Annotated in this window: 22 protein-coding genes; 12 read left to right on the top strand and 10 right to left on the bottom strand. The window is 64.4% G+C overall.

Translation table 11 applies throughout. The annotated features are described in order from the left end of the window. Window positions 1-6 precede the first annotated feature (6 nt). The 5 genes from H6718_28350 to H6718_28330 are packed head-to-tail and all read right to left on the bottom strand — an operon-like array spanning window position 7 to window position 4,639. Window positions 7-1,098, bottom strand: coding sequence for a tetraacyldisaccharide 4'-kinase (locus tag H6718_28350; protein MCB9589360.1), 1,092 nt, complete (start codon window positions 1,096-1,098; stop codon window positions 7-9). Window positions 1,099-1,125: 27 nt separating this feature from the next. After that, the gene (hemC, locus tag H6718_28345) at window positions 1,126-2,034 is read right to left on the bottom strand and encodes a hydroxymethylbilane synthase (GenBank protein ID MCB9589359.1); all 909 of its coding nucleotides are present in this window, start codon (window positions 2,032-2,034) and stop codon (window positions 1,126-1,128) included. Then, the gene (locus tag H6718_28340; protein ID MCB9589358.1) at window positions 2,031-3,359 is read right to left on the bottom strand and encodes a glutamyl-tRNA reductase; all 1,329 of its coding nucleotides are present in this window, start codon (window positions 3,357-3,359) and stop codon (window positions 2,031-2,033) included. Before H6718_28340 ends, hemC begins: the two co-directional genes overlap by 4 nt. Before the next feature lie 19 nt (window positions 3,360-3,378). Further along, window positions 3,379-4,194 (bottom strand): cytochrome c biogenesis protein CcsA, encoded by an 816-nt coding sequence (gene ccsA, locus H6718_28335; protein MCB9589357.1) that lies wholly within the window; start codon window positions 4,192-4,194, stop codon window positions 3,379-3,381. Window positions 4,195-4,198: 4 nt separating this feature from the next. Then, window positions 4,199-4,639 (bottom strand): hypothetical protein, encoded by a 441-nt coding sequence (locus tag H6718_28330; protein MCB9589356.1) that lies wholly within the window; start codon window positions 4,637-4,639, stop codon window positions 4,199-4,201. A gap of 235 nt (window positions 4,640-4,874) precedes the next feature. On the opposite strand from H6718_28330, the gene H6718_28325 reads away from it, so the two are divergent. Then, window positions 4,875-5,504, top strand: coding sequence for a hypothetical protein (locus tag H6718_28325; GenBank protein MCB9589355.1), 630 nt, complete (start codon window positions 4,875-4,877; stop codon window positions 5,502-5,504). Between the two features lies 1 nt (window position 5,505). Here H6718_28325 and H6718_28320 read toward each other — a convergent pair whose 3' ends face one another. Together H6718_28320 and H6718_28315 are read right to left on the bottom strand one after the other, a co-directional pair. Then, the gene (locus H6718_28320; protein ID MCB9589354.1) at window positions 5,506-6,879 is read right to left on the bottom strand and encodes a LysM peptidoglycan-binding domain-containing protein; all 1,374 of its coding nucleotides are present in this window, start codon (window positions 6,877-6,879) and stop codon (window positions 5,506-5,508) included. 70 nt (window positions 6,880-6,949) lie between these two features. Beyond that, complete coding sequence (locus H6718_28315; protein MCB9589353.1) at window positions 6,950-7,372, bottom strand: hypothetical protein; 423 nt, start codon at window positions 7,370-7,372, stop codon at window positions 6,950-6,952. A 127-nt stretch (window positions 7,373-7,499) separates the two neighbouring features. On the opposite strand from H6718_28315, the gene pssA reads away from it, so the two are divergent. The 5 genes from pssA (at window position 7,500) to H6718_28290 (ending at window position 12,132) form a co-directional block, all read left to right on the top strand. After that, window positions 7,500-8,507, top strand: coding sequence for a CDP-diacylglycerol--serine O-phosphatidyltransferase (gene pssA, locus H6718_28310; protein MCB9589352.1), 1,008 nt, complete (start codon window positions 7,500-7,502; stop codon window positions 8,505-8,507). 68 nt (window positions 8,508-8,575) lie between these two features. Continuing rightward, window positions 8,576-9,385: an NrdH-redoxin gene (locus tag H6718_28305; protein ID MCB9589351.1), complete on the top strand. Its 810-nt coding sequence runs from the start codon at window positions 8,576-8,578 to the stop codon at window positions 9,383-9,385. A 27-nt stretch (window positions 9,386-9,412) separates the two neighbouring features. Next, window positions 9,413-10,333, top strand: a complete 921-nt coding sequence (locus H6718_28300) for a LysR family transcriptional regulator (GenBank protein MCB9589350.1) — start codon at window positions 9,413-9,415, stop codon at window positions 10,331-10,333. A gap of 103 nt (window positions 10,334-10,436) precedes the next feature. Beyond that, entirely contained in the window at window positions 10,437-11,189 is a 753-nt protein-coding gene (locus H6718_28295; protein ID MCB9589349.1) for a hypothetical protein, read from the top strand. Window positions 11,190-11,343: 154 nt separating this feature from the next. Next, entirely contained in the window at window positions 11,344-12,132 is a 789-nt protein-coding gene (locus tag H6718_28290) for an arginyltransferase (GenBank protein MCB9589348.1), read from the top strand. A gap of 45 nt (window positions 12,133-12,177) precedes the next feature. On the opposite strand, the gene H6718_28285 is transcribed toward H6718_28290, so the two are convergent. After that, entirely contained in the window at window positions 12,178-13,356 is a 1,179-nt protein-coding gene (locus H6718_28285; protein MCB9589347.1) for an alanyl-tRNA editing protein, read from the bottom strand. 143 nt (window positions 13,357-13,499) lie between these two features. Beyond that, window positions 13,500-13,901: a hypothetical protein gene (locus H6718_28280; protein ID MCB9589346.1), complete on the bottom strand. Its 402-nt coding sequence runs from the start codon at window positions 13,899-13,901 to the stop codon at window positions 13,500-13,502. A 495-nt stretch (window positions 13,902-14,396) separates the two neighbouring features. On the opposite strand from H6718_28280, the gene H6718_28275 reads away from it, so the two are divergent. The 4 genes from H6718_28275 to H6718_28260 all read left to right on the top strand — a co-directional run bounded on the left by H6718_28275 (window position 14,397) and on the right by H6718_28260 (window position 18,486). Further along, on the top strand, window positions 14,397-15,071 hold the full coding sequence (locus tag H6718_28275) for a TetR/AcrR family transcriptional regulator (GenBank protein ID MCB9589345.1): 675 nt from the start codon (window positions 14,397-14,399) through the stop codon (window positions 15,069-15,071). A gap of 23 nt (window positions 15,072-15,094) precedes the next feature. Continuing rightward, window positions 15,095-15,997, top strand: a complete 903-nt coding sequence (locus H6718_28270) for a phytanoyl-CoA dioxygenase family protein (GenBank protein MCB9589344.1) — start codon at window positions 15,095-15,097, stop codon at window positions 15,995-15,997. A gap of 216 nt (window positions 15,998-16,213) precedes the next feature. Continuing rightward, window positions 16,214-17,554 carry an N-succinylarginine dihydrolase gene (gene astB / locus H6718_28265; protein MCB9589343.1) on the top strand — a complete coding sequence of 447 codons (1,341 nt, stop codon included), beginning with the start codon at window positions 16,214-16,216 and terminating at the stop codon, window positions 17,552-17,554. Then, window positions 17,551-18,486, top strand: coding sequence for a serine/threonine protein kinase (locus H6718_28260; GenBank protein MCB9589342.1), 936 nt, complete (start codon window positions 17,551-17,553; stop codon window positions 18,484-18,486). The genes astB and H6718_28260 overlap by 4 nt, the downstream gene beginning before the upstream one ends. Window positions 18,487-18,509: 23 nt before the next feature. Here H6718_28260 and H6718_28255 read toward each other — a convergent pair whose 3' ends face one another. Then, a complete protein-coding gene (locus H6718_28255) occupies window positions 18,510-19,586 on the bottom strand; it encodes a hypothetical protein (protein ID MCB9589341.1) in 1,077 nt (358 codons plus the stop codon). A gap of 132 nt (window positions 19,587-19,718) precedes the next feature. Between H6718_28255 and H6718_28250 the strand changes: the two genes are divergently transcribed. Next, window positions 19,719-20,462 carry a hypothetical protein gene (locus H6718_28250; protein ID MCB9589340.1) on the top strand — a complete coding sequence of 248 codons (744 nt, stop codon included), beginning with the start codon at window positions 19,719-19,721 and terminating at the stop codon, window positions 20,460-20,462. A 17-nt stretch (window positions 20,463-20,479) separates the two neighbouring features. Then, window positions 20,480-22,477, top strand: a complete 1,998-nt coding sequence (locus H6718_28245) for a serine/threonine protein kinase (protein MCB9589339.1) — start codon at window positions 20,480-20,482, stop codon at window positions 22,475-22,477. Window positions 22,478-22,484: the final 7 nt, after the last annotated feature.

The raw sequence follows: 22,484 nt of genomic DNA, 5'->3' as shown, positions 1-22,484 counted from the left end.
CGGACTCTAACAGCCTTGCCCGGTTCGTTGGGAGTCATCAAAACGATCAGATGCGCGAACCTGCCGAGACGGCTCAACGAAGCGCGCACTCAGCGCTTCTAGCCACTGCGCAGGCAATTCCACGCGTTCCTCGAGGAGCCAGACACGGCCAGCGACCCGCCGCGCGACTGCCGGATCGCGGCCAACGGTCGCTTCCCAGCACTTCTCGGTGCACACCCAGCACTCAACGTTGCTGGATTTTTTTGGGGTGAGTAGAGCCGCGAGCCCAGCGTGATCCGCCGCGGTGCTGAGCCGTCGGGCTCTTACAGCGTGGCGTAGCAGCTGTTCGTGCACTCGCTCGGGACGCGCCACAGCGAGAGCCAACTGAAAGTCTCGTCCCGCGAGCCAGCTGAGGCTGCGGCGCTCCGCCGTCTGTGCATTGCGAACCCCCGTGAGCCGACGCCGTGCCCGCTGCGCGCGCCCCACCAACTCAGGATGGATCGGGCCACCGCGATCCATCGCAAGCCAGGTATCCGCCGTGTGCAGGCGCACCCGCTGAGCGCGCAAGTCGCCGACAGGCGGACAGAAACCGCTTCCCCACGGCACCTCCCCATCGACCACCAAGACGGACTCAGCGAAGCGCTGTGGCGTCGCTTGCAACGCACCGTCCAAGACCAGCACGGCGCCGAGCGGCAACTCCCGCGCTGCGGCGTCTATTGCAGCCTGACGCTTGTCGGCCATGAAGACAGGAACGCCTACGCAACCGAGCTGGCGAGCAGCAAGGCGAGCCTCGTCAGCAGCTTCAGCTGAAGGCCAGACACGTCGGGCGGCGCCCGCAACACGCGACCCATATGCGTGGGCGACGTAGCCCACGCGAGCCCCGCGCGAAGCCAGCTCGCGACAGAGCTCGATAGCCACCGGGGTCGCGCCCGACCCGCCGAGGGTCGCGCCGGCCACGCCAACCACGTCGTAACCTCTGGGGAGCTTGAGGCGCCGAGACGGCTCCGCGAGACGCTCCCAAGGTGCCGCGAGCCAAGCGACGCGGCGCTTTGCGGGAGCTTGGTGCTCCAGACAGGCGGAGACTCCACGCCGAAATCGTTGCCCCAGGGAACCAAGCATAAAGACCAAGCGGCAGAGCCGGAGCCTTCAGCTCTGAATGCTCGCTAGCTCCCGACCCAACTCGAGTCCGATACGGTGGGCCTCCTGGTTGTCGCTCGGCCAAGCCACGGCGACTTCCCGCTTGCGCAAGTTCGTTCCGTCGGCGTTCGCGAGCATGCCACGCAAGCGCATCCCTTGCGCCGTGCGCTCCGCGTAGGCGGCGACCGGCACCTGACAGTTGCCGTCCACCGCCAGCATCAACCCGCGCTCCGCCGCGACGGCGACGTGCGTGTCCGGGTCATCCAAGGCCACGATCTGTTCACGAGACTGCTCGTCTCTGGAAGCCAGCTCAATCGCCAGCGCGCCTTGCCCGACCGCAGGCAACACCAGCTCGGGAGCGAGCGTTTCCGTGATGCGATCCAAGAGCCCGAGGCGCGCGAGCCCGGCGCGCGCAAGCAAGATCGCGTCGACCTCTCCTTCTTGGCACTTGCGAAGCCGGGTGTCGACGTTGCCGCGCAGGGGGACGATTTGCAGATCGGGTCTCCACGCGGAAATTTGAATCGAGCGACGCAGCGAAGAGGTGCCGACCTTCGCGCCGCTCGGGAGCTCAGCCAGCGGCTTCCCGCTCTGCGTGACCGCAACGTCTCGTGGATCTTCACGCAGCGGGACGCAGCCGATTTCGAGCCCCGGCGCGAGCTCTGCGGGTACGTCTTTCATGGAGTGCACTGCGAGCTGGGCTTCACCGGCAAGGATCGCCTCTTCGATTTCCTTGATGAACAGCCCCTTGCCCCCGATCTGGCTCAGGGCGCGGTCCTGGATGCGGTCCCCCGTGGTGGTGACGTGTAGCTCTTCGCACGTGAGTCCGGGGCGAGCAGCTTCCAGGGCGCGCATCCAGGCGCGGGACTGGGCCAGCGCGAGCTGGCTCTTCCGCGTGGCGACAATCAGCGTCAGGCTCATTCGCCCTCAGTCGCACGCCTGTCCGACGCCTGCAACGGCTCTTCCACATCCAGCGCGTCCCCGAGGTCGAACAGCTCGCGGGCGCCGGTCACCAGCTCTTCCAGTCGCGCGCCGTCATCGCCAGCCGTAGCAGCCTCTCGCAGGCGCTGGCTCGGGGTGTGGAGCAGCTTGTTCAATGCCGCGTCGAGCATCTTTTCGACGGAGCGCCGTTCGTCTTCCCCGAGGTGCTTCAGCTTGCCCTTGAAGGAGCGCTCTAGCTCTTGGTTCAGCACCCCGCCAAACGCCGCGCGCATCGCCACGATCAGCGGTGTGACTTGCGCGGCCTCCGCCCAGCGGTCGTAGCCTCGAACGGCGTCCTTGATGATCTCCTCGGCGCGCTCGGCTTCTTTCTGACGAGCGCTCTGCGTCTCGGCAACCACGCGCGAGAAGTCATCCACGTTGTAGACGAAGACGTTGTCGACCGACTCACACTCCGGGTCGATGTCGCGAGGTACTGCGAGGTCGATGAAGAACAAGCTGCGGCCCTTGCGCGGCCTGCGGAGCGACTTCACCAAGTCGCGGGTCACCACATAGTGCGGTGCGCTGGTGCTGGAGATCACGACATCCGCCGCGATCAGCGACTCGGACAACTGATCCCAGCTCCTCCCCTCACCCCCAACGCGATCGCACAGCTCTCGCACGCGCTCTGGGGTGCGTCCAACGACGAGAATCCTCGAGCCGCTCTGACGCAGCAACTTGGCGACCGTCTCCGCCATCTCCCCGGAGCCGATCAGCGTCACCGTACGCTTGCTCAGGTCCCCGAAGATCTGCTGGGTCAAATCCACGGCAACGCTGGGAACGCTGACCAAACCCGCGCCGATGTTCGTTTCCGTACGGACCCGTTTTGCGGCCCTCAACGCCCGCGGGAGCACCTGGCGTAGGTGCACACCCACGGTGCCAGCGGACTGCGCCACCTCGAAGGCGTCCTTCACCTGCCCGAGGATTTGCGGCTCACCCAGCACGAGTGAATCCAAGGACGATGCCACACGGAACAGGTGCCGTACGGCTTCGCCTCCCAGAAAGGAGTAGAGATGAGGTTCGATGCCGCTGGCCCGCGTCCCGAGGGAGGTTTGGATAGCGCGGGCTGCAGCCTCGGCGTCCGCTCCTCGTGCAACCGCGGCCACGACCTCCAGGCGGTTGCAAGTCGAGACGATCATCGCCTCACCGAGCACGGGCGAGGCGCACAACGACTCGAGCACCTCAGGTAGATCCGCCTTGCCAACCGCTAGCTTCTCGCGAACGGCGATGGGCGCGGTGCGGTGGGAGATCCCAACGACGACGATCACGAGGCGTCTCCCGAACGCGTCACAGCCCACCTCGCGCCGCACTGACGACATAGAGCAAGATCACGAGCACCAGACCGCTGACACCCACGAGGGTGCCGTACGCCGCCCGCTTCCCACGCCAACCCGCAACCGCCCGCATCACCAACACTCCAGCGACCACCAGCCACGTGACATAAGCCAGGCCAGCTCGAACCACTTGGGTCGAGCTTTCCGCGGAGAGCGAGGTAGCGAACGCCGCACCACTCACGATGCCGAGCGTCAGCAGCAAGAAACCCGCAACGAGTAAGCGGTGCTCAGTCGTGTCGAGGGTGTCCAACGCGGGCATGCGTCCCACACTGCCGAGGCGCCGCTTGTCCTTCAGACGTCGTTGCTGCAGCAGGTAAAAGGCAGCAGCAGCGCCGGCCATCAGGAAGAACCCGAAGCCGAGCAGGTTCGCCGTGACGTGGAGAGCCAGCAGCGACCGCGGCACTTCCTCGGTCGGGCTGCCAGCGCGGACGAACTGGGCGCCAACCATGAACGCAAGCCCCAGGGGGGCGACGATTGCACCGATCGCGTTGATCCGATAGCGCACTCGCAGCCCAAGGTAGACCCAGCTCGCGATCAGCGCCGAGGCGCTCAGCGCGAACTGCAGAGATTCCACAGGGCAAACATTGGTCAACAGACTCGCGCCCACGATGTGAGCAGCGTGAGCAACGCTCGCCAAGGCCAGCACGCCCGGCGCACCACGGGTACTGGGCGCAGGCTCCGCACGTCCGAGATCGACGAGGAACAACGTGGCTGCAACCGAGTACAGCACGACGCCAACGTAGAAAGAGATGCTGGCGATCCAGCTCATGAGTTCACTCGAGGTTCTGCATCAAGAAGCTGGCGAGCAAGTCTTCGTCGCTCGCCGGTTGGGCGCCAGGCATACCACCCGAGTGCGCCTCTGCGTCAGCTAGCGCTCTCCGGCGCTCGCGGCCAGTCAGGTGGGCTACGAAACTTCCGATCGGTAGCCCCAACCAACCCGGCACCACCTCGTACGCGTTTTCTCCCAGGATGAGCGATGTCTCGAAGAGCTCGCCTCCTGCGGACTCCAGCGCCCCGCGCTCCTTCACTTTGCCCACCAGGTTGTAGCGGTCACTCGAACCGGTCACTTCACCGAGGACCCGCACTCCCTCCGTGATGTCATAGCGGCGCCCCTCCGCCTTGATCACCAACTCGCGACCGTTGAACTCGACACGATCCTCGGCGATCCACTCATCGAGCGCAGCTTGGGGGAAAAAGACGCGGTTGTAGCCCATGGAAGCCAGACCCTTAGCTTCGCACCCGGTAGGCGCGAACAAGCAACAATACACGCTCCGGCGCCAGGGGGGCGACCTCTAGGAGTTCATCGAAACTCACATCCGAACGGCCGGCATCCAAGCTAGGGTTCTAGCTTCTGGAGGCTTCTCTCCAGTCTTTGGCAGCGCCACCCATAGGGGAAACACCACCGGGCCTTGCAGAGTCCTGCGTGGTCGGGCACACCCCAGCGCACACATGACTCCCGGACTTCGCGCTGTGTATGACGAGTTGGTGTCGCGCGCGGTGAGTGAACGCTGGCAGGGCGAAACGACTCGCCTGCGCCGGGAACTGAGCACGCACTGTGGCGCCTTCGAGCGCGATCACCCCGCCGCTGCGGCAAGGGACGCGGCTTCAATGGAGCACGCGCTCCTCGAAGGAGGTCTGGCGCGAGACATCGCTAGCGGCCTCGAGGATCCCGGCGAGCGTGGGGAGGCAGCGGAGATTGCCGGAGCCGTAGCAGGGATCCTGACCTTCAGTGAGTTGGAAGGGCTGCTAGTTGCCGATGACCTTTGGACCGGCGCTTGCTGGTGGATCGCGCCTCAGGACGACGTGGGGCGTGACGTGAAGCTTCAGCTCCCCGACTCTCCGGTTGCCCAGTGCCATGTGGTTGTTCAGGAGACGGGGTGCGTGCTGCTACCCGGCGTCACGTTTCACCCCGCCGACGCGCTGGAGCCCATCCGCCAGACGCTTGCTCGCGCTCGCTCGCTAGGCCTCACCACCAACCAAGTGCAGCTCGCCCTGCTGAAGATGGAACACAGCTGGCAGACGCTGAGCCGCGTCAAGGTCGGCTATGCCTACCGCCCGGACGCGCTGCGCACAGCGTGAGCTAGAAGCCCTTGCGCGCCACTGCTCGATCGCCTGGCACGAGCTCACGATGCGAGACGGTCACCAAGGCGACTGAGCTGTCGTCGCGAACGCGCAAGATGCGAAGCTCCCCGATGATTTCCTCAGGGAACTTATTTTCGTCACCGTCGAGGGGAGTGCGTTCGATCTCCACGTCATCGTTGACGTCCTGACGCACGCGGTCACGGGCCATTTTGGTCGCTGTCTTGAGCGAGCGTCGCCAGCTGTCTCCCCGGCGCACCACGAACAGCCGATTGCCAGCTTCCAGGCCGTCCTTCTTGCCCTTGTCGATGAAGACGACTTGGTTCTGCGCCATGAAGACGTGGGGATAGACGCCTGTGAGGATGCGCGCCCAAACGTCCGTGTCGTTGCGCTTTGGGGGTACCACGTCATAGCGACGCCCGATGGGGCCGAGCTTCATGCCGCGCTCGATGACGTCCAAAGACTCGACGATCTTTCCCCGAGCAATGCGCGTCTTCGGATCCCACTGTTCGATTTTCACGCTGCCCTTGATCGCCACGATCGACCCCTTGGGCTTTCGCGCACCAGGGACCTTCTTGGGCTGCCGAACCTCGGTAAAGAGCGTGAGCAGCTGCCCCAGACGGAGCTCCACGCCGGGACGCATGATCATATAGACGTGATTGCCCTCGGCGAGCAGCATCTGATCTTCACGGGCGCCTACCAGCTGCCCCCAGACGTCGCGCTTGGGATCGTCGATGTAGCCCTGGTCGCGCAGGAAGATCGTGTCGTGGGGGACCTGCGGTCTGCGATCGATGAACGAAGCATCGCCGCTGATCGGCACGCTCCCTCCACCATCCAGCCGCATGCGCAGCTGATCGCCCGGATAGATCCAGTGCGGGTTCTGGATCTGCGGGTTGTAGCTCCAGAGCTTGGGCCACATGTACGGGTTTCGGTAGTAGTGAGAGCTCAAGTCCCAGAGCGTGTCGCCCCGCTTGACCATGTGGATCTGCGGGACGGACATCGCGCGGTTTCCCGTGATCGCTTCCGCGCCTTTATTTCCGCGCAGCGTTCCACCGCCCCGCCCACTGGGCAGCAGGTCAAAGCCGTCGCTGGAGCGAGAGATGTCGCTGCTCGCGTGGCTGCTCGAGGGCAGGTGCCCTTCGAGGTCGGTACCTGGTGCGGGGTAACCGGGCGGAGGAAGGGTGGTCTCCGTCGAGGTAGTCGAGGACGGGGGCGTGACTGTGATGGTGGTCGTCTCCCCCCCACCCGCGCTGGCGCCCCCCTCATCCTGGGCAGCGGCGTCCACCGCGTACAGTGACGAGCTCGCTCCGCCCAACAAGAGCAAGCTTGCCAGGTGGACGATCCGCCGGGAGCCTCGATTGCTGCTTTGGCTCATGTGTCGTCTTCCCATCGCGAGTTCTCAATCTCGAAGCGCACGTGACCGAGCACGCCGGAGGCGAGGCGTGTCACTTCCGTCCCTCAGTGTGACTTACGGTGCTGGCGTCCGCCTGTCCCCCAAAGCCGCTCTCATCTGCAGGCGGTTCGGGTGCCTCAGGAACGAGGCGAACGGTCTTCAAGCGCGGCCGCTCCTCTGCTTCGGGCTCCGCCGCAACCTCGGCAGCGACCTGTCGATCGTGACGCTGGGCTTCCATCGCCATCAGGCGTTCTTCCAAGTGGTCCTGGCTCCCCTGTAGCTGAGTCACTTGCTCCCGCAGCTCGCTGACCTCCTTCTTCAGAGCGTCCGAGCCGCCCCCACACGCCATGGCGGTCAGCGCCAGGCCGAGCACCGGCAGGCGCAACACCCAGCGCCGCGAGCGTCGCCCCCGGGCGGATGCGCCACGAGGCGCAGAAAATCGGGAAAGCGAGCGCAGGTCGAGAAAGGTCCACATGGCCCTACCAGCGTAGAGCGGCTGATCGGCCTCGGCCCACTTTCCTGCGGTTCGCGCTGACGCCACCTGAGGCGACCACGCAAGCTCAGGTGTGCGGGGCGACCAAGCGGCCCCAGAAGGACCCCCGATGCCGGAAGTGGCCGTGCGGTCTTTGCTGCGTCAGGCCGTTCGCGCCTCGCGGAGGCGAAAATGCGCCGAAATCACGCCTCCAACCAGCAGGCCAGAGAACGTCTTCCGTGCCCAAGCGCCGACTGGACTGCCGCGCCGCGCAAAGCTAGCTTCAAAGGCCGTGGGGTTACGCCGTAAACAACCTGTCAGGCGACGCCGAAGGCGCCGTCTCGATCTGAAGAAGACGCTCTTCGTGCTTCCCAACGCGATCACGTTGGGCAGCATCTTCTGCGGCTTCAACGCGATCCTGATCGTATCGACCGGCTCCCCGAGCGGCGCGGACTTCTACAAAGCGGCGATGCTGCTGATCTTCGCGATGTTCTTTGACCTGCTCGATGGTCGCGTCGCGCGCATGACCAAGACACAAAGTGCGTTTGGTCTGCAAATCGACTCACTAGCCGACATCGTCAGCTTTGGAGTCGCCCCGAGCGTGCTGGTCTACAAGTGGTCGCTCTACCGTTTCCCCACGGCTGGCGTACTGGCTGCCTTCATGTTCGCAGCGTGTGGTGCAATTCGTCTGGCCCGTTTCAACGTCTTGTCGTCGGACTCCTCGGGGACTCCGATCAAGCCAGGCAAATACGTGACGGGGCTCCCCATCCCACCCGCCAGCGGCGTGCTGATCACGCTGGTCGTCGCGAACCACGCGGTCAGCGGCGCACTTGGACAGGCGCAGTACAGCCTGCTCATCATGGTAGTGACCATCGTGCTCAGCCTGCTGATGGTGAGCAACGTCCAGTTCCGGTCATTCAAGGATCTCAAGCTGAACACCGGCACGGTGTTGTTCGTGTTGTTCATCATCGGCTCCAGCGCCGTCGTGTGGCAGAAGTTCGAGCCACCTTTCGTGCTCGTGTGGTTGCTCTCGATGTACATCGCGATAGGCATCCTGGAGTGGATCCGGTCCATTCCCGGTAAGGTGAAGCGCGCACGCGAGCGAGCGGAGATGGACACCTTGCCACCTGCGGAGTAGGCCTCAGACTTTCGAAGCTTGCTCGCCGCGCGAGAGCGTTGCTTCCAGCGCCACCGCGCTGACTGACGATGAAATCGAGTTCCCAGTTTCCCATTGCGACGCACCAACGCTCCCTGCGGGCGGCGTTCTGGCGACGCTTCAACGGGGTGTTCTCGCGCATCCTGGTGGTCACTCTGTTGAGCGCCTCGGCCACCACTCTGATCGGCTGCGATCGCGATCCGAGTGATCCCCACCGCAGCACAGAGCCCAAAGCCAACGAACTGCCGCCGTTGGAGCTTCGAGATGACACGCCGAATCTGCTCTTGACCTGGCTCGACGAGAAGGGCGAGTTCCACGTCGTTCAGAAGGTCGCAGACGTCCCTGAGAATGCGCGGAGTCACGTGCGGGTCGTGCAGACCACGGCTACCGATGGCTCCGGTGATCTGCTTTACGTGGCTGACCTGACGAAGAAGGAAGCCGGCGGGAATTACCATGTAGAAACGATGGCTCGCTCACAATGGGATGAGCTCGGGGCGAGCCGCCGCCGCAAGCGCATGGAGGCTCTCGCTCCCAGCGCCCGCGCGGAGTTCCCCCCGGTGCCCAGCGCAGCGCGGGCCGAAGCAGCGGGCGCTCTGTCAGCGATCATCTACGGGGCCGAGTGGTGCAAGCCGTGCCATCAGGCTGAGGCGTACCTGAAGAGCCGAGGCGTGAAGGTCGTGCACAAGGACATCGAGCGCGATCCAGGTGCGGCTAAGGAAATGCAGGCAAAGCTTGCCAAAGCTGGGCTCGGCGCCGGCTCGATTCCAGTCATCGACCTCGGCGGACAGTTGTTCAAGGGCTTCAGCCCGAGCGCGCTAGACCGCGCCATCAGTTCCCAGCGCAAATCCGAGACGCTGTAGCGGCTCAGCGCGTGGTATCCACGCTTGGTGGACCCGAGCAAGAAAGCCAGCGAGATCTGGCAGTGGCTGCCCGTGTTCAAAGTGGTCGCGGAGACGCAGCACTTGCCGACGGCAGCGCGCCAGCTTCATGTATCGGCGAGCGCAATCTCGCGCACCATCCGCCTGGTCGAGGAGGCCCTGGGACAGGAGCTGTTCGTCCGCAGTTCGCGGCGCTTGATCCTGAACGCCGCCGGGGAACGTCTCCTCGCGGCAACGCGGCGCTCGGCGAACAGCCTGGAGCAGGGCCTCCGCGAGGTCTTCGACCAGAGCTTCAGTGGACCGTTCCGGGTGAGTAGCCTAGGCGTGCTGACGGATGGCTTCGTCTTGCCCAGCCTACTGGAGCTCCAAGCAGAGCACCCCGGGTTGGTGCCACATATGACGACGCGCCTGGCGAGCGAAGCGAACCAGTCCTTGGTCAGCGGACTCTTGGAAATCGCCTTCTACTACGACGCCACCACGTTGCCTGGCATTCGTTGCGAGAGCCTGGGCGAACTGACGAACTCGATTTACTGCGGGCGCGGGCACGCCCTCTTTGGGAAACGCCGGGTGGAAACTCAAGAGTTGCTCGAGCACCCGTTCAGCGTGGCCGCAATCGGGGACAAGGGAACCCCGATGGACAGCTGGCCGGTGGATCTCCCGCGGAAAGTCGGCTTCCAAATCTTGATGCTCTCGACCAACTTACAGGTCAGCCTCTCGGGCAGCTTCGTAACCGTGCTGCCTGACGCGGTCGCCGCGCCCCACGCGGAGGCTGATGAGCTGTGGCGCCTGGCGCCTGACCTGATCCCAAACACTCAGGTTTACGCGGCCTTCCGTGAAGACGACAAAAACCAGGCGGTAACCCAGACTCTGGTCTCCAAGGTGAGGGAGCGCATCCAGCGCGCACCTGCGCGGCGTCGGCGGAAGGCTTGAGATTTCGCCTTGAGCGGCACTCCCGAGTCGTTCCAGCCTGGTTCACGATCCATCTCAATCCTTCTAATGGTTCTCAGCATGCGTCGCCGCTAGGCTGATGGATATGGGGCAGCAAATCGTTAGTCGACGGAACGTCTTGGGGTTGGCGCTGGGGTTGCCGCTGGTCGCCTGCAGCAGCTCTACGGAAACCGCCGGTGGCGGTGCCGCGGGGAAATCCGGCGCTGGAGGCACTGGCGGCGTGGGTGGCGCTAGTGCTGGCAGCGGCGGTAGCGTTGGTGGCAGCGCTGGAGCCAACGCCGGAACCGGCGGCATCGGCGCCGCCGGCAGCGGGGGCATCGGCGGACAGGACTGCCAGGGCCCCGACGCCTGCGCCGTCACCGAAGACAACATCGAGGGTCCCTTCTACAAAGCGGGAGCACCCATGTCGCCCGGCGCAATCGCGAACCTACGCAGCGGCGTAACGGGAGATCTGCTTCAGGTCGCGGGCGTGGTCTACGCCGCGGACTGCGTGACGCCACTCGAGGGCGCCGTGGTCGACGTCTGGCAGGCTGACTCGGGAGGCGTGTACGACAACACCGGGTTCACCCTGCGCGCACGGATGCGTACAGAAGCCTGCGGCCGCTATTTGTTCGATACGATTCTACCGGGGAACTACGACACGCGCCCGCGTCACATCCACTACAAAGTCAGCCACCCTGACGGCATTAGCTTGACCACGCAGCTCTACTTCGAGGGTGAGCAGTTCAACGATACGGATCCCTATGTTCGCGCGTCGCTGATCAAGCCGCTCGACCGCACGGCTGGGGGCGACGGTCCGCCCATCTGGTTGTGCCGGTTCGACATCGTGCTCGCCTGACGCTGCGCGCGTGAGAGCGCCTGCCGCATGCGACGGTCGCGCTCGGGGTCCGCGCGGCTTTGGCGCTTCCGAGGAGCGCCCGGCGAAAGAGCCCCCAAAACAGGGCCCGACCACCCCCATGCGCCCTTAAAAAACCTGAGCGCGATCCGCGCTTATGGCCCAAGGGTTTGCGCGAAACCTCTTTGAGGTATCCTTTGTGGATTCCGTGAGCGTCCCGCGCATCATCCCAGGGCATCCCGCCGAGGTGGTCGTCTACGACCAACCGTCGCGTTGTCCTTACCTGCCCGATCAGGTCGCGCGCATGCCGATGCGCCTACCAACGCGCAGCTTGCGGCGCAGCGAGTTTCACGCACGGCTCGAGCGTGGCGACCGTAGACAGGGACTGTTTCTCTATCGCCCGAGCTGTCCAAGCTGCAGCGCCTGCATTCCTATCCGACTCAACGTCGCCGAGTACGAACTCAGCCGCACCCAACAGCGGGTGCTCAAACGCGGCGACCAAGTACTGAAGGTGGAGCTCGGCCCACTGATGGCGGACGCCCGTCGGGTGGAGCTCTACAATCGCCACAAATCCCAGCGTGGACTCGAGACCCATGGGCCTAGCACCGAGGATGACTACCGGGAGTTCCTGGTTCACACCTGTTGCGAGAGCTTCGAGATCCGCTATTTCCACGAGGATTTGCTCGTTGGTGTTGCCGTCACCGACCGTGGCACCGACGGGCTCAGCGCGGTCTACACGTTCTTCGACCCCGACTATTCGAAGCTGAGCCCTGGCGTGTTTTCGATACTCACGCAGCTGTCGCTGTGTCGCCACTGGGGTCTCGAGCACCTCTACCTGGGGCTCTACGTCGAAGGCTGCGCTGCGATGCGCTACAAGGCAGAGTATCTGCCCCACGAACGCCTGATCGATGGCCGCTGGGTGCGCAGGGAAAAAGAGCAGGCCTAGCCGCCGCCGCTCAGCACGCTGCCTGTCTGGCGAACTTCAGAGACACTAACCAAACACCGCGGGGCACTTCTCCCGCGCCAGGTCCCAGGTGAACGCGTGATCGAAGCGCCCTTCGGCGCGCTCCGGTTTGCCACCGCCGCGACCGCCAAGCGCCACGGCGATTGCCTTGAGCGTCGCGCCAGCGTCCAGGCTCGACTGCCCAGCGCGCGCGATCATCACCTGGACGGACTGCTTGTCTGGTATCGCCACCGCCAGGAACACCTCCGCATCGGGCCGCGACTGGAGCAAGCGCTCGGCGAGCGACCGCCCAAGTTCGAGTTCCGACTCGAGCCAAACCACGGCTCGCGCACCTTGCCACTCTACGCTGGAAGCCAATGCATCAGCCAAGCGGCCACGCAAGAGCCCGGCTTCCTGACGGGCGTCCTTCAAGCTCTGCTCGCTGCGCTCGAGGGCAGCAGGAACATCCGCAACACCAATGCTGCGCGCGCTGGCCATCCCGCCAAGCAGCGCCGCGCGGTCGAACAGCTCACGGCGCGCGCGTGGTCCAGCGCTGAAGTGGATCCGAGTTCCACCCTTGTAGCGCTCGCTTCCTGTGATCCAAACCACGTTCACCTCTGCGGTGTTCGCCACGTGGGTGCCGCCACAGGGCGTGTCATCGAAGCCCTCGATGCTCACGACCCGGATCCCATGGCTCACCTTGGGCGCGCGCCGCAGCTCGAGCTGCGCGAGCTCCGCGTTGGTGGGCAACCAGGCGCGGACCGGCCGTGCTTCGTCGATCACTCGATTCACCAGCGCTTCCGCCGCGTCCAGCCAGCGCTGACCGAGGTCTGCACGACTCACATCAATCGTGCAGTCCGTGGCGCCCAGGCGAGACGAGACGGTCTCCGCCTTCGCCACATCGAGCAGCGCCTTGCTGAGCATATGCTGCCCGGTGTGAAGCGCCATGTGCTCTCGACGGCGGCCCCAGTCAATTTCCGCAGTGTAATTCTCACCAACTTCGGGAGCTGCGCCTTCGAACAAATGGTGAACCGTGCCGGCCTCGTCCTGCTGCACATCAACGATGCGCACCTCCCCGATGCGCCCCGTGTCGCCGAGCTGGCCGCCGCTCTCCGGGTAGAACGCGCTGGCCTCGAGGATCAAGCTGGGTCGCCCGCCGAAGGTTCCAATCGACTGAACGTGGGCGTCGAACGTTCGCAGGTAGGAGTCTTGCTGCTCGAGGCGCATGCCCAGGTTCTATGCGCTGAATGGCTCTGCGTCCAACGGTGCCAAGCAGTGCCTGCTTCATTGTGTGTCTCCCTAACCCTTCTGCTTTGCGTCGCCGCGGGTTGGGCGCCCCGCATGCGCCCAACCCACTCCTCCAAGCTTCACTACTCGCCGGTCGCCGGACAGGCGGTGTTGTTCAGCACAATCGAGACCGGCTCGATCGTGTCGTCGTCTTTGACCTCCGCCTCTACCTCTGCCCAGGCCTCCCCGGTTGAGCAAGCACCGTCGCCATCGCGATCGTTCACCGCGACGATGACGATCTTGGAGCCCTCGACCGAGATCGTCTCGGCGAAGTCCCCCAACGCTGACAGCTTGCGGTCGTCGATATGAATCCGCACGGTATCATCCTCCGCATCGAACTCGTAGAACGACAGCAAGATCTCGCCATCAACCGCAGCGCTGGACGCTGCCGAGACATTGCCGTTGACCTCGACGTCACGCCCCGAGCTGCAGCCCACGGTCGCCATCAGTGCAATCCCAATCATACCAAGCAGTGCCTTGTTCATTTTCACGTCTCCTGAGGTTGAGCGGGGCGTTCACCGCGGGGTGTCTTTCCCAGTGGAGCGCGCCCTCGACATCCCCATCAGCAACCGGCGTGCCACGGCGGTCCTTCTGGGCCTCCCAAGGTGACGGATGTAGCTTGGTTCCGCGCGTAACCAGCAACCGCTGGGGTGCATTCATCGAGGTTTCTCGCCGCCCGCGGCAAAGCCAAACGCGAGCAAGCGGCGCCTCGGCGAGCGCACCGACCGCGTCGGCCAACACCCGCGAAGGTTCACGGCTTCGGCGACTGACTCCGGAGCGCCACACTTCTCGCAGGTGGACTGCTGTCGAATCACCACACCGCGTTCACACTCGCGTTTCAGCTCACCCCGGAGCCGCGCTTCGTCGCCCCAGCTCCCCAAGCGACCCGGAGAGCGAAACCTTAACTGTTTGAACTTGTTGGATTCTAGCGAAGAATCCTTTCCCTTGTAATCGAACGTTTGATTAATTAACCTTCGCACATGGCTCGACCCGCTGGCGCCAACGCTGAGCTCACTCGCTCCCGCATCTTGGACAGCGCGAGTTCGCATTTCGCGAACCTCGGCCTGGGAGGCGTTTCCGTGCGCGACATCGCGCGAAGCGCTGGAGTCAGCTTGGGCATGGTTCACCACTACTTCGGTAGCAAGGACGAACTCTACCAGGCGTGCGTGGAATCCATGTACGAGGAGCTGCACAACATGCGCGCTGAGCTGATGAGTCAGCTCAAGACCGCTAGTTCAGTGGAGCAGCTCATGAGCGAGGCGGTGCGCGTCTCCTTCCACTTCGCGCGCGAGCACCAGACCAGCATTCGGCTCTTGATGCGCACCGTGGTGGAGCACGGAGAGCTGGGGCCGGTCCAGCAGCAAGCGCTGCAGTTGCCATTCCTCGAGGAAATATCCGGCGCACTGGCGAACGCAACCGGCAAGAGCCTAACCGAGCTGCGACTCGCGGCCCAAAGCACCACCTTCTTGGTTTCACGCTACGCGCTCAGCAGCGATCATGAGCTGCGGGTGCTCACGGGGCTGCCCAAGGGCAGCTTCAAGGCGGTGCTAGCCGAGGTCGAGAACCACCTGGCGCGGGCGGCCCTCGCCCTGCTCGGCCTTCCGCAACCGAACGGCGGACCCATGACGCAACTCGCCGCAACGGGAGCCAGCTGAACGGCAGCTCCTAGGAGTTCATGATGCAAACCCAGACCACTCAAGCTTCATCCCCTCCGGTCTCCGCTGCGGCACGCCCAACGGAGATCCTACCGATCACCACCCGCTTTGAGCTGGGTGCGGAGATCACCCCCGAGCAGCACGCCTTCCTGGATCACTACGGGTTCATCATCTTCTCCCAGGTCGCCAAGCCGCATGAGGTCGAGCGAATCGCCGAGGAGCTCAACCAGATCGAAGCCAAGTGGCTCGCAGAAGGGCGCAAGGAGGTCTACGGCATCCCGATCTTCCGAGGCAAAGGCGTAGAGGGGCAGCCGTTCTTGCAGCGCCTGCCCTTCACCTCATGCTTTAGCGAATATCTACACGGATTTTTGCGAGACTCTCGCTTCGATGCAGTGCGCCGCATGATTGGTGAGCAGACGCATATCGGTGATCACGAGATGGACGGCCTGGTAGCGAACCGCAACCTGAACGTGGCGGGGAGCGCCTATCCACGCCTTGGCTGGCACACCGACGGCCTGCGTGATCTGTTCTACCTGCGCATGCCAAAGCGCATGCTCAACGTCGGCCTCCACCTCGACCGCGTGCAGCGGGAGGACGGCGGGCTGCGGGTGATTCCCGGTAGCCACAAGCAGGGACCGCTCGGCTTTCTTTTCCGCAAGGTTTACTTTCTTTCTCACGGCGAAGACGCACACGAGATCGCCATCGAGACGCAGCCCGGCGACCTGACCTTGCACGACGGTCGCACCTGGCACCGTGTCGAGCAGTCGCCCCACAGTGGGTTACGCAGCCTGCGGCGGACCCTGTACTTTCCTTTCCTCACGGAACAGTTCCCGACCAAGGACGAGCATAGCAAGACACCGCTCTACCACTATCTGGGCCGGGCGCTGCGCGCTGGCAAGCGCCTGACCTCACGCATCAAGCGCTGACTCAATCGCCAGTTTTGGGGGTGAGGTCCGCCGGTTCTGCCAAGCGCGGTGCCGGCTCCCCCCCGAGCAAGCCAAGCACCCGGAAACACTCGGCCGCCTGGACCGTGGCAGCGGAAAGGCCGTGACGCTCTGCGCCAGTTGCGAGATACCCGCAGAAACCACGCTCGCTGACGCAGGGCTTGAGCCCTTCGCGGCGCTCATGCGAGACCCGCACCCGTGAGTACTCAAGCAACCCGCGAGCTGAACTTCGACGGCCTGCCTGGTCCAAGCCACAACTTCGCTGGCTTGAGCCCGGGCAACATCGCATCGACGGAGCACGCGGGGCATCTGTCGAACCCCAAGAGCGCTGCGCTGCAGGGCCTGGAGAAGATGCGCTTCGTTCGCGACCTGGGGATCGCTCAAGCGGTGTTGCCGCCCCAGCCGCGGCCGGATGTCGGCGCCCTACGTCGCCTTGGCTTCGTGGGCGAAGCCAGCGCGGTCCTGCGCCAGGCGGCAGAGCAAGACGAACAGCTGCTGCGACTTTGCTCCAGTGCGTCCGCGATGTGGACGGCGAACGCGGCTACCGTCGCGCCGAGCACCGATGCGGCAGACGGGCGCACACACCTCACGCCCGCCAACTTGAGCGCGATGTTTCACCGCAGCTTGGAGGCGCCCACCACGACGCGAGTTCTGCGACGCATCTTCGCGGACGAAGCGCGCTTCGAAGTTCACGACGCGTTGCCGAGCGTGAGCCACTTCGCAGACGAAGGCGCTGCCAACCACACGCGGCTCTACACTCCTCAGGGCGCAACGCATCTTTTTGGCTGGGGCCGCCGCGCTTACAAGTCCAGTGACGACCAGGAGCCGGGGCGCTTTCCCGCGCGCCAAACCTACGAGGCATCCCGCGCCGTCGCTAGACTGCATCAGCTCGGAGACCGAGCGCTGCTCTGGCAGCAAGCTCCACGCGGAATCGATGACGGCGCGTTTCATACCGACGTGCTAGCGGTGGGCAGCGCGAACCTGTTGCTGCTCCACGAGCTAGCCTTCGTTGACACTCAAGAGCTCTTGGAAGAACTCAAGCGACGCCTGGGCGACAGCTTTCAGTATTGCTTGGCGAAGCAAGGCGAACTGCCGGCTGCGGACGCCGTCGCCGCCTATCCATTCAACTCGCAGCTGCTCGAGCTACCAAACGGCGAGATGGCGATCGTCGCCCCTGAAGAAGCGAAGCAGAGCGCGGCCGCTCACCGCTTCCTGGAGCGCGTCGTAGCCGAGGACAATCGGGTCAGCGCGGTGCACTACCTGGACGTGAATCAGTCGATGAAGAACGGCGGCGGTCCAGCCTGCCTGCGCCTGCGCGTGCCCCTCGAGGACGCTGACGTCGGCAAGTTGGGTGCTCGGGTGCTACTGGATGACGCCTTGTACTCGGATCTAAAGAGCTGGGTGGAACGTCACTACCGGGACCGCCTGAGCTTCGAGGACTTGCTCGACGTGGCGTTCCTGCGTGAGGTGGAGACCGCCCTGGACGAGCTAACCCAGCTCCTCGGGCTGGGTTCGGTCTATGATTTCCAGAACCCGTGACGGACTACCCAAAACCTTTCGGCCCTGAGCAACGCTACGAGCTCCTCAAACAGCTCGGAGAAGGCGCTGGCGGGCGCGTCTACCTAGCGGTGGACCATAAGGAAGGCCGGGAGGTCGCGCTCAAGCAGCTGACCCGCAGGCGCACCCCCGAAGAATTCGAGCGCCGCTTCGCGTTGCTGTCGAAGCTCAAGCACGAAAACCTTGTCGAACTCTACGCAATGTACTCGACCTGGGAGCCGCCGTTCTACACCATGCAGCTCGTACCCGGGGTGGACATCGTGCGGTATATCCGCGAGGAGTCACCGTCGGGTATCGAGGCGCTGGGCATGGAGGCGGAGGAGGATCTTGAGGGTAACCTGCTGCTCGGCGAGAAGAGCCGCGCGGCGAACCGCTCCGTTTTCACTCCTCCTGAAAGCGGCGGTATGGACCGCGCGCGCAACGCTCTGCGGCAGCTTTGCGCTGGCCTCGAGTACGCGCATCGGCAAGGGCTGATCCACCGAGACATCACCCGAGGCAATATCCGCGTGGATTCCAGGGGGCGCCTGGTCGTCATGGACTATGGCCTGGCGGCTGAGCAACTGCCAACGCCGGACGCGGCGCCCGCTAGCCAGGCCCCGAACAGCGATGGAGAGCTAGTGGGCACTGCCGCCTACATGGCGCCAGAGCAATGGAACGCTCGGGAGCTTTCGCCAGCGGTGGATTGGTACTCGATGGGCGTGGTGCTCTTCGAAGCCCTATGCGGTGCGCTTCCCTTCGTCGGTTCGGCCCACGAAGTCTTCGTGCGCAAGCGCACCGTCGGCGCACCTAGCCCGTCGCTGTTGTTGCCTCAAGTTCCCGACGATTTGGATGCGATCTGCAAGGGACTCATGCAGAGTGACCCGAAGCGTCGCTGGAACGCGGAGCGTGTGATTCAGCGCTTGGATCGCGGTTAGTCGAGAGACAACTCGCGGCGCACTCAGCGCGTGAGGTGGTTACACACGCCCGTCTGAGAGCCTGCGTTGAAGTGCATGCAGAGGTCGAAGCCGTTGCTCGGATAGTAGTACATCCAAAGGAAGCACATCTCGTCGCCGAAGCCCTCGCCGAAGCCGACCTGAGAGTCCGTCGTGTTGTCCCACGCGCACTGATACGCGAGGCCCTCACCTACATCGAAGAGCTCCGGAGGATCGAGCATCTTGAGCGGCGGCTCCGCCCAGTCCGTCGACTCGATGAGGAGCTTGTCGTCGCTGACGTTGGTCCCATCAGCTTTCCAGATCTTCATGTTCGTGCCGAGCTGGTGCTGATGGGTGGTGACGGCGAAGCCTTTGGTGTCCGCCATCGCCTTCTGGAACAAGACGGGCGTGGTGAATTGAGAGTGAGGCGGGATGTCGATGGCCGTGCTGCCCCAGAAAGCAAACGAAGACTCCATCACGTCTTCGTCTTCTCCGGCTACATCGAACTCCACGGTACCGGTCACTTGCTGAGCCTTCGGCGTCGTATTGAACCAGTGCAGCTCGATGCGCAGCATCTGATTCTCTTCCACACGGAAACCAAGCGGTTTACCGGTCTCGGGATCACTCGGCAGGTTCAGTTCGGCCTCGTGCTGCTGGGCGATGAACACGGGGATGTCGACGGAGTCGAGGCCGGGGATTCCGCCGTTGAGGTTGAAGATGCCGCTGAAGCCGCCACAGTGCTTGGGCTCGAGTTGCTCCTCCGTCTCTCCAGACACGTAGACGATCATGTGATGTGAGCCATCGGTGAGATGACCACGGATGTTCCGCACGAAGCCCGCGGGGTTCTGCATGCGTTTGAAGATGCACACGGTGTCTTCATCGCCCACGGCCGCAGCCACTGGGCCAATGGCTGACTCGACGGTGGTGAGCACTTCAACACTGCCCCCGGTTCCGCCGCTGCCGCCCGCGCTTGCCCCAGCGGCGCCCGCCGTGCCGCCGCTCCCGCTACTTTCCGTGCTGCTTTCTCCGCAGCCGACCAACGCGGGGCCGCTCAAGAGCGCACACGCCACAGCCAGCATCGGGCGCCGAAGATTGCCGCCCAAACGGGAGGCTAAGAGGACAAGGCCAGCGCCTTTCGACGCGGTGGAAGGCTTTAGGTGTGTTTGGAGTGACATCGAACGACCGCCCGAATATGGCATGCTGACCGGGTCGCGGGTAGTTTCGAGGCGCCAAGCATGGCGACCATCCGCGCACAGCAAACGGATACGCTGAGGCTGTGTCCGCAGTGGATCGATGGCGTTTCGCATCGGCTCGTGCGAGGTCGCGAAGTGAGCAGTCTGATGAGTGGCACCGTGAACTACCTTGCAGCTGTTTGTGTTCTGATGTGTGCTGCGCTGGTCGGGTGCAGCTCGGATCCTCCGGGCGGCGAGTCCAGCGATGCAGGGGAAGACGTGCAGGCGGATGTGGTTGCGTTGGGCCCGATGGAGCTGCGGGCAGCCGCGTTCATCGACGAAGGCCTGCCGCTCGTCTTGCTGCAAGACGGAGACGTCGTGGACCTCTCCGCCGCGATTCAAGGCGGGCACGTGATGTACGTCGCCGCACAAGTGAAGAACCTCCAGTCGACGACTGCGGAGCTCCAAGCGCAGCTCCACTTCCCGGACAACGGCGCGATCTTGGCGCGCGAAGCGCGCACCGTCGCCATGCGACCCATCGAAGGAGAAGAGGGCTGGTGGCAACCCGATATTCGCTCGCGCAGTCAGGTCGATCACATCCCCGCGTGCCCGAACTACGAAAAGTCCCGCAGTGTCCGCGACGAGGTCTGGCGTCTCGACATCACCGTGATTCGTCTCGAAGACAACGAGCAAGCCACGACGAGCCTCAACGTGATCCCCAAATGTCGTTTCCAGGACCCGACGCTGCAGGCGCGCTGCGAATGTGAGTGCCGGGCTGGCTACGAACTTGGCGACACCTGCCAATGAACACCCGAGATGCAGCCGTGACCCAGAGCAGCCCTCCCCCAAGCAATCACCTGAGCCCCGACAGCATCGAGCTCGGCGCCTTCGGGGGCAGCTTGGTGCCGTCCCAAACCCAGAACGGGGTGAACTATCGTCTGGAGTACGTGATCGGCGAAGGTACGGCGAGCGTGGCCTTCTTCGGCATGCGCTTGGGACCGGAGGGCGAGACGCCGGTAGTGCTCAAGGTGACGCGCCCATCCTTTCTATCGCGGATGGGCGAGGCTGCCATGATGATGATCCGCAAGGAAGCGGTCGCGCTGGGGCGTTTGAACGAACGCGTGCCAACGACCCCATTCGTTGTGCGGCTGCTCGATAGCGGAAGCGTCGCGGCGCCGACCCGACGCGGGAACTTCGAGGTCCCCTGGAACGCCGTAGAGTACGTCCACGGCGGCGTTGAAGGCACCGCGCTGCACGAACGCGTGGACAGCTCCCTGCAAGTCTCGGGCTACGCCTTCGATTTGAGACGAGCGGCGCACTTCGTTCATTGCGTGTCGGAGGGCCTGGAAGCCATCCACGCCGTGAGCGTGATCCACCGCGATATCTCCCCAGGCAACGTCCTGTGTTGCGGGGCTGACGCGAACGAGGTGTTCAAGATCGCCGACTTCGGTATCGCGCGCCCCGTTGGCCTCGGGCAGACGTTTGGCGAGAACGCCGCGCTTGGCACTCCAGGCTATGCGGCCCCGGAACAACTTTTCCCCGGGGAATCACAGATCGGACCCTGGACCGATGTGTTCAGCTTCGCCTGCCTGGTGTACCTGGCGCTGACCGGAGAAGATTACTTTCAGATCGATGGGCCAGTGGAGGCGATCATCGCTAGCCGCGAGCCAGCGCGACGTCGGCTCACCGACACCGCGGGGCTCTGCCCGGAACTCAAGGCACAGCCTGATGCGTGTGCTGCCATCGATCAGTTGCTCGCGCGAGCGACCAGCAATGAGATCCAGGCGCGCCCCCAGAGCGCCCGCGAGCTCGCGGCACTCTTGAGTCCCCACCTGGAAGAAGCTCCGATGTCCCACGCTGGCGGGAGGCGCTTCCAGTCCCTGATGTTGCTGTCACGGCAGGCTGAGGCTCCAAGCTGGAGCTGGACGCTGCGTCAGAGACCGCAGGTGGGCTTCATCGCGCGCGAGGTTTCTTGGGATGGCGATGGTCGCTGCCTGGCGCTAACCACCAGCGGGCTGTGGTTTTGGACGGGTAGCGAATGGCAAATGGCCCCGACTCACGGCCTCGATGCGTCGCGCTTACGCTTCGTGAGCCGTCAGGCGGCGGGGCGCTGGTTGCTTGGCGGGGAGGAGGGGCTGCTCTGCACCTACGACGCGAGCGGCGCGCGCAAGTTCGGCGAACAGAGCCGCAAGACGGTGTTCGAGCGCGCCCATGGCGACCCCAACGACATCGCGGTGGTCGCGGGTTCGCGAGACGACAGCCCGGCGCTGTTGTTCTGCGTGATCGCGGGGCGCTGGCTCAAACCAGCAGCGCTACCCAAAGCAGCGAACATCACCGCCCTCGCCCGAGTCGCTGACGAGGAGTGGCTCGTCACCGGACGCGACGTTCAAGGCGAGGGCTTCGTCGCGCGCTACCGCCCGCTGATGTGGGAATCCGCACGGATTCAGTGCCCTAAGGTGCGTGCCTACTTGGGTGCGGCGGGGCATCCGGTGCTCGGTGTGGGCCTGGCGGTCGGCGCTGCTGGGACAGCCGTAACGCTGCGGGGCGAGCTGATTGAACAAGAGACGCTGGACGCGAGCGCAGACTTCTCTGTCACGGCGCTAGACTCCGTGGGCGGCGCCTGGACGGCCTCCCGAGGCGCGCTGTGGTATCGGGCGCACACTCCCGGCGCGGGTTGGGTGCGAACCTGGGGAGACAACAGCCTGCAGACACCGTTCGTCAGTCTACTCGCCCACGAAGGGCAAGTCGTCGCCATGACCGTGGACGGCGCAGTTCTAGAAGGTCGCCGCACGCTCGAGGGTCGCCGCGAACAGCGCCGCTGATCGATCC

The organism is Polyangiaceae bacterium (assembly GCA_020633205.1).
In the GTDB taxonomy this organism is placed as follows: domain Bacteria; phylum Myxococcota_A; class Polyangia; order Polyangiales; family Polyangiaceae; genus JAHBVY01.
Note: the sequence above shows the minus strand (reverse complement) of the source record. Positions and strands in the feature narration are given on the sequence as shown.